This is a genomic window from Microbacterium sp. 67-17 (assembly GCF_001898325.1).
Lineage (GTDB): Bacteria > Actinomycetota > Actinomycetes > Actinomycetales > Microbacteriaceae > Microbacterium > Microbacterium schleiferi.
Genome location: NZ_MKTR01000029.1, coordinates 1 through 6,204 on the forward strand (window position 1 = coordinate 1; position 6,204 = coordinate 6,204).

7 protein-coding genes and 1 tRNA gene are annotated in these 6,204 nt (G+C 66.5%); 4 read left to right on the forward strand and 4 right to left on the reverse strand.

Annotated features, from left to right (window positions below):
- Positions 1-268: 268 nt before the first annotated feature.
- From BGO47_RS12430 to BGO47_RS12440, 3 genes are all read right to left on the reverse strand, one after another.
- Positions 269-436, reverse strand: coding sequence for a hypothetical protein (locus BGO47_RS12430; protein WP_292712354.1), 168 nt, complete (start codon positions 434-436; stop codon positions 269-271).
- A gap of 110 nt (positions 437-546) precedes the next feature.
- Positions 547-622: transfer RNA gene (locus BGO47_RS12435), tRNA-Lys, on the reverse strand.
- A 426-nt stretch (positions 623-1,048) separates the two neighbouring features.
- Positions 1,049-1,717, reverse strand: a complete 669-nt coding sequence (locus tag BGO47_RS12440; RefSeq protein WP_292712356.1) for a fasciclin domain-containing protein — start codon at positions 1,715-1,717, stop codon at positions 1,049-1,051.
- Between the two features lie 122 nt (positions 1,718-1,839).
- On the opposite strand from BGO47_RS12440, the gene sigK reads away from it, so the two are divergent.
- The 4 genes from sigK (at position 1,840) to BGO47_RS12460 (ending at position 5,058) form a co-directional block, all read left to right on the forward strand.
- Positions 1,840-2,430, forward strand: coding sequence for an ECF RNA polymerase sigma factor SigK (sigK, locus tag BGO47_RS12445; RefSeq protein WP_292712358.1), 591 nt, complete (start codon positions 1,840-1,842; stop codon positions 2,428-2,430).
- Positions 2,427-3,182 carry an anti-sigma factor gene (locus BGO47_RS12450; RefSeq protein WP_292712360.1) on the forward strand — a complete coding sequence of 252 codons (756 nt, stop codon included), beginning with the start codon at positions 2,427-2,429 and terminating at the stop codon, positions 3,180-3,182. Before sigK ends, BGO47_RS12450 begins: the two co-directional genes overlap by 4 nt.
- Positions 3,183-3,212: 30 nt before the next feature.
- Positions 3,213-3,851 carry a DNA-directed RNA polymerase subunit beta gene (locus BGO47_RS12455; protein ID WP_292712362.1) on the forward strand — a complete coding sequence of 213 codons (639 nt, stop codon included), beginning with the start codon at positions 3,213-3,215 and terminating at the stop codon, positions 3,849-3,851.
- A 322-nt stretch (positions 3,852-4,173) separates the two neighbouring features.
- Positions 4,174-5,058 (forward strand): aminodeoxychorismate lyase, encoded by an 885-nt coding sequence (locus BGO47_RS12460; RefSeq protein ID WP_292712364.1) that lies wholly within the window; start codon positions 4,174-4,176, stop codon positions 5,056-5,058.
- Positions 5,059-5,296: 238 nt separating this feature from the next.
- Here the strand turns inward: BGO47_RS12460 and BGO47_RS12465 are convergent, their stop codons facing one another.
- The gene (locus BGO47_RS12465; protein WP_292712366.1) at positions 5,297-6,112 is read right to left on the reverse strand and encodes a DUF559 domain-containing protein; all 816 of its coding nucleotides are present in this window, start codon (positions 6,110-6,112) and stop codon (positions 5,297-5,299) included.
- Positions 6,113-6,204 lie beyond the last annotated feature (92 nt).

Sequence of the window (6,204 nt, forward strand, 5' to 3'; positions counted from 1 at the left end):
CCCCACCATCGACGAGGCGGTGATACTCCCCGAGATCACCGCCGCCTAAACTAACGACAGCTGATCATCGCAACGAAGCGAAAGACCACCACTCAAACGGACGCGGCCCATCATCCACACGGCATCAGTTACGGAAGTGTCTAGAGAACTGTGCAGTGACGACTCCTGGTGGACGGAGAGCATCACACAAGTGTTCCAGCCACCCCGATATGAGGAGTGTCCGTAGTCCACGGTGTTCTCGTGGCCGCGTGACACCGGATCGGCGCTACTAAAGAGCCGTGTCTTCCCCGGGCAGATAGCCGTACTTCGAGCGGATCGCCTCGATGGCTGTGTGGAGCTCTTGGAGCTGTGAATCCGTGACAACGAGGCCTCCGTAGATGAAGAATGTCCCAGTCACGAAGTCGTTGTTGGTCTCATCTGTCACGAACCAGTGCATCTGCCCTCCCCAAGCGCCATTGCTTCGCTCAAGGTAGCGTGTGGACGGTTTCTGGGCCGGGATGGCGCCGCGTCTTGGCGAGATCGTGCGAGGAAACGCCAGTTGATACCTGGTGGGCCCGGAGGGGCTCGAACCCTCGACCCGCGGATTAAAAGTCCGATGCTCTACCGACTGAGCTACAGGCCCCAGACCTCCCAGCCTACTTCGTACGCGGCATCCGAATCGCACCCGTATCGCGCTTGGCCCGAATCACACAGTGCGCGTCCCCACTCGTCCAGCGCTACGCTCTGGTCGCGCGCGCGACAATAACCCTGACCACCGCATCCGAGCAAGCTGTGCGCACGGTGATGGCTCAGCGGGGGCTTTCCTTCGAGGACGCGATCAACGCAGCGATCCTTGCGTCCGAGAACCTCCCGCCGTTCGAGACTCCCGTGCATCGACTCGGGAAGCCTCGCGTGTCGCTTGACCGCGCGCTCGCGATTGCCGATGAGTTAGCGGACGAATCGATCGCCAGATAGCTCGTACGACTCCACACAGAAACGACGAGGCCGCCGCATCCGAAGATGACGGCGGCCTCGCGTCCCTCCACCCTGGGGGATCGCCGACGGGCGCTCACATCGGAGGCATGAGCACCGTGTCGACGAGGTACACGACAGCGTTGGCGGTCTGAACGCCACCGCAGATGACCATGGCGTCGTTGACCATGAGGTCATCACCCGAGCCGGTCACCTCGAGGTCAGCGCCCTGCACCGTGGTGTGGGTGCCGGGAAGGTCCTCAGGCAGGATCTGGCCGGGAACGACGTGGTAGGTCAGGATCGAAGTCAGCAGAGCCGAGTCGGTCGACAGTGTGTCGATCGTGGCCTGGTCGATCTTCGCGAACGCATCATCGACCGGAGCGAAGACGGTGAACTCGCCACCGTTGAGGGTGTCGACGAGGTTCACGTCGGGGTTCAGTCCACCACTCACTGCCGCGGTGAGCGTCGTCAGTAGCGGGTTGTTGGATGCCGCGGTGGCAACCGGGTCCATCGCCATGCCATCGACGGAGCCGGCACCTGAGGGCACAGCCTCGGCATACGCAGCGCAGCCGGAGCCCACGAGGTAGGCGGTGGCATCCATCTCCTCCATGTCATCCATGGGGGTGGTCTGCTCGGTCATCGGCGTCTGCGCCGTCTCGTCATCCATGTCCCCCGTGCTGGCGGTGGAGCAGGCGGAGAGGGCGAGTGCGGCGATGAACGCCAGCGAGGCGCCAGCTGCGACGCGCGACTTCTTGGTGATCAACATTGTTCCTCCGGTGTTGTCGGAGCCTCGTTAGGGCTCGTGGTCGTCCGCTCGTGGCGGCCTACACAGGGGTCTTCGGAAGCGCGTCGACATCGGATGGGAAATTCTTGCGGCATGCTGGACCCATGGTGATCGACGGCATGGACGTGCCAGACGACGGGGCGGGCACCGTCGATCACGTCGCGGAGCTTCTCGAACGCATCGCGCGCGGTGATCACGAGGCTTTCGCGAGCCTCTACGACATGCTGTCGTCTCGGGTCTTCGGACTCATCCTGCGCGTCGTGGTCGACCGGTCGCAGAGCGAAGAAGTTCTGCAGGAGGTCTTCCTCGAGGTGTGGCAATCCGCCGCGCGCTTCGCTCCGAACAAAGGCCAGGGCAGATCCTGGGTGCTCACGATCGCACACCGCCGAGCCGTTGACCGCGTGCGGGCTTCGCAGGCGAGCGTCGATCGCGACATCCGGATCGGGTTCCGTGACATCGACGTCGCTCACGATGGCGTCGCCGAGCAGGCGGAACTGCGGATCGAGAGCCGACGAGTAACAGAAGCACTCACCGCCCTTCCCGAATCACAGCGCGAGGCCCTCACCCTCGCGTATTTCGGGGGTTACAGTCAGAGCGAGATTGCGGCGCTGGTGGGGGCGCCGCTCGGAACAGTGAAGACCCGGATGCGCGACGGCTTGTCGCGCCTGAGAGCAGAGATGGGGGTGGCCTCATGAACGAGCAGGAGTTCGCCGAGCTGTCGGCGGCGTCCGCCCTCGGCGCCCTCGACGCTGAGCAACAGCAGGCCTTCGACCTCGCTCTCACGATGCATCCGGAGTGGCGAGGCATCGCCGAGCGCGACCTCGAGACCGCTACCGCGCTCGCCGACTACGCGCCCGAGGTCGAGCCGCCCGCCGAGCTTCGCCACCACATCCTCACCCGGGTCGCGCTAGCGCCGCAGACGGACGCCCTTCCGCTGGGTGCGACACCGGCGCCGAGCACCGGCGCTATTCAGACGCAGTCCCGCACGCGCTGGATGCGGAGCATGTTCGCCCTCGCGGCATCCTTCGTTCTTCTCGTCGCGCTCGGCTTCACCGCCGTCAGCATCAACGACTGGGTGAATCGTCCGCCTGAGGTCGTCGCGCTACAAGAGGTCCAGTCGGCACCGGATGCGCAGTCGGCGACGGCGCAGATCGAGGGCGGCGGCGAGTCCACGCTCTATTGGGCAGACTCGGTCGGAAAGGCCGTCATCGTTTCGGACGGACTACCGCAGATTGCCGACGATCAGAGCTATGAGCTGTGGTTCGTGCGGGGCGACGAGTCTCCGATCCCGGCTGGCGCTTTCGCGGCCAGCGGGCAGCGAACCGAAACGTGGATCCTCGACGGCGAGATGGAGCCGGGCGATACGATCGCGATCACGATCGAGCCCGCCGGTGGCTCCCCGACGGGCGAGCCGACCTCGGACGCTGTTGTCGCCATCCCGACCTGAGCGACGCCCGTCGCGACTACCCTGGAGCGGGTGAGTGACGACCCGCGGCCCTATCACAAGCCCGTCCGCAGACCTGCAGAGCTGTTCGACCGGCTGTTTGCTGCCGAAGATCCCGCAGAGGTCTCTCGCGTCGCCCACTCCACGGCGCAGGCGCTGCTCTCGCGCGTCCGTGCCAACCCCGACGATGCAGTTGTCGAGCGTTTGATCGCCTTCACTGCCGAGCACGGGATCGATGACATCGCAGAGCTGTGGTCGCGATCGCCCGCGAAGACCCTGCCCGGTGCGCTCTGGCGGCTTTACCTTGTGCAGCTCATGATCCATGACGACCCGATCACGGCGGCTTTGACCTACGAGCGGGGCCGCGCTGCCCTCGATACCGCGGACGCTCTGGTCGCCGGGGCGCCCGTGCCGGCAAGCCCTGACGAGCTCGTCACCCTCGTCGACACGATCCTGCGCGGGCTCTTCCGCGGTGACTTCGCCGTAGCTCTCGATCGCGCCGCCGCGTTCTGTCGGGTGCAGGCCGCGGGTGCCACGTACCTGGCTGACGACTACGACGCAACCGAGTCCGACCGCAGCGCAGCCTTCACCACCCGCGCGCTGCGTCTGAGTGACTACGCATCCGATCTGAGCGCCTGCGCGGCTCTCTGGCGCCGCGAATCCCTTACCTGACCGAGTTGCCTGCCCCCGGCATCCTGCCCCGAGATGTGCGGGTTCGGCGCTCTGAGGCGGGCGCGGGAGGACGCAGTCGCGGCGGATGCGCAGACCGACCGGGCGCGAAAGTGCCGGGCCGCAGAACGCCGCGGTGCTGGTGGGGGCCTTGCGGGGCGAGAGGCGCCCTGTGCCCCGGCGCGAAAGTGCCGGGCCGCAGAACGCCTCTCGGCGCATGGCCGCTCGTAGCGGCAGAAGATGGAGCCCGGGGTTACTGCGGCCCGGCTATGACAGTCTAACCGCGTCACCGGACCGGGTATTCCCGCCGCGTAGGCTTCATCGCATGGCCACGAGTTACGCCCTGATGATTCAACCTGTCGATGGGGATGCCGACCGCGCGGACTTCGCTGACACGTTCGCGTCGGTGGATCCCGCGGCGCCGGCTCTGAGCGTGGGTGAACTGAGCACGCAACGCGGCGATGGGATCTTCGAGTCGATCGGCGTCGTCGACGGACATCCGCAGGAAGTCGATGCCCACCTCGACAGGCTTGCGCACTCCGCGCGCATCTGCGACCTCCCGACGCCGAACCTCGCGCAATGGCGGGCCGCCATCGCCGCCGTTGCCGCGCACGCCCCGGCGGGGGAGTCGGTGATCAAGCTCATCCTCAGCCGCGGCATCGAGCACGGCCCGACGCCCACGGCGTGGGTCACCCTTGCCCCGGCGGCTGATTTCACGGCGGTGCGCGAGCGCGGCATCCGTGTTGTGACCCTCGATCGCGGCTATGACTCGACGGTGCCGGCCCGGGCGCCGTGGCTGCTGCTCGGTGCAAAGACACTCTCGTACGCCGTCAATATGGCCGCCCTTCGTGAGGCTCACCGTCGCGGGGCGGATGATGCGATCTTCGTCACCACCGACGGTTTCGTGCTCGAGGCGCCCACGGCATCCCTGGTGCTGCGCCGAGGGGATCGGTTCACCACTCCTGCGCCGACCGGCGGCATCCTGCACGGGACGACACAGCTGAGCATGTTCGCCTACCTGCAGGAGTGTGGCTACGAAACGGGATACGAGCAGATCCTGACCGAGTCACTGGCGAGCGTCGACGCGGCATGGCTCGTGTCGAGCGTTCGGCTCGCGGCGCCCATCACCGCAATCGATGGCACATCGCTCCCGACCGATGCCGCCTTCACAGCCGACCTGAACGCTTATCTTCTCAGCCCCCGTGACTGACACATCCGTCCTCCGGCCCAGACCCTGACGATGTCGCAACGGCGCGCGGTTTGCGCGACACGCCGGTGCCGGATGCGGCGTCCCGGCGCGTCGACACATCGATGCGCCGTTGCGGCGCGGTGCCCGGCGCTTTCGCGCGCCCGATATCGCAGCGGCGCCGGGTTCTAGCGGCGCACGGTTTGCGCGACACGCCGGTGCCGGATGCGGCGTCCCGGCGCGTCGACACATCGATGCGCCGCTACGACAGCCGCCTGCCGAGCGCGCCGAGGATCGCAGCCTCCACGAGCTCCCAGTCGTGTACCACGAGGGAGTAGTCGAAGCGAAGCGTCGTGTAGCCCCAGATCGCGGCGTTCGCGTCCCTGACCAGATCCTTGTGCCGCATGCGGATGCCGTCGTGGTTGTCACGGCCGTCGACTTCGATCAGCAGGCGTTCGCCGATGACGGCATCCACCCGACCGACGCCGAAGACCGACACCTGCGTTCGCACGCTCAAGCCGAGGTGGCGGAGGCGCCAGCGAAGGAGGGACTCGAGGCCGCTGTCGGCATCCTGTCGGGCCAGGTCAATGGCTTCTCGCGCCGCAGCATTCGTGTGCCGCCGGAGCCAACGCAGATCAGCCGCGTCGGCCCGCCGCTGCCGCAGTGCGGACTCGAGCACGACGAAGAACTCCTCGACTCCGCGGCAGTGCAGAATCTGTCGCAGGATCTGACGCACGGGCGGTGCCATCGTTCCGACGCCACTTCGGCCGTCATCCCAGTGCTCGATACATTCGCATCCGTTGTGCTTGTAGCAGTGTCGAGAGGGGAGCCAGACATGGACCTCGGTGGCATCATCGAGCACCCAGAGTCCGAGATGCCGCGCTGCTGAGACACACGCCAAGGTGCCACCGTGGGCCGTCGCGAGCAGGAGGTCACGGCAAGCCCAGGGGCGTGCGTACACTCCCCGGCGCACGCGTGTGATCGCACCCCAGTGCAGCGCGGTGCGCACCCAGGGATACCCGAAGCCGCGAGCGCGAAGCTCCGCCACGGTCATCACGGCCAAAGGCGCATCACACACACCGTCAGGCTCCGTCGATCACGTGTCTTCGCGTCATCCGGGAACCGTAGATGTGCGAACTAGTTGTACTGCCCAGGCAGGTTGTTTGAGAT

Bases quoted from the DNA above. Each gene is read 5' to 3' on its own strand.
- BGO47_RS12430 (WP_292712354.1), bottom strand. From the start codon at position 436: ATGCACTGGTTCGTGACAGATGAGACCAACAACGACTTCGTGACTGGG.
- BGO47_RS12440 (WP_292712356.1), bottom strand. From the start codon at position 1,717: ATGTTGATCACCAAGAAGTCGCGCGTCGCAGCTGGCGCCTCGCTGGCG.
- sigK (WP_292712358.1), top strand. From the start codon at position 1,840: ATGGTGATCGACGGCATGGACGTGCCAGACGACGGGGCGGGCACCGTC.
- BGO47_RS12450 (WP_292712360.1), top strand. From the start codon at position 2,427: ATGAACGAGCAGGAGTTCGCCGAGCTGTCGGCGGCGTCCGCCCTCGGC.
- BGO47_RS12460 (WP_292712364.1), top strand. From the start codon at position 4,174: ATGGCCACGAGTTACGCCCTGATGATTCAACCTGTCGATGGGGATGCC.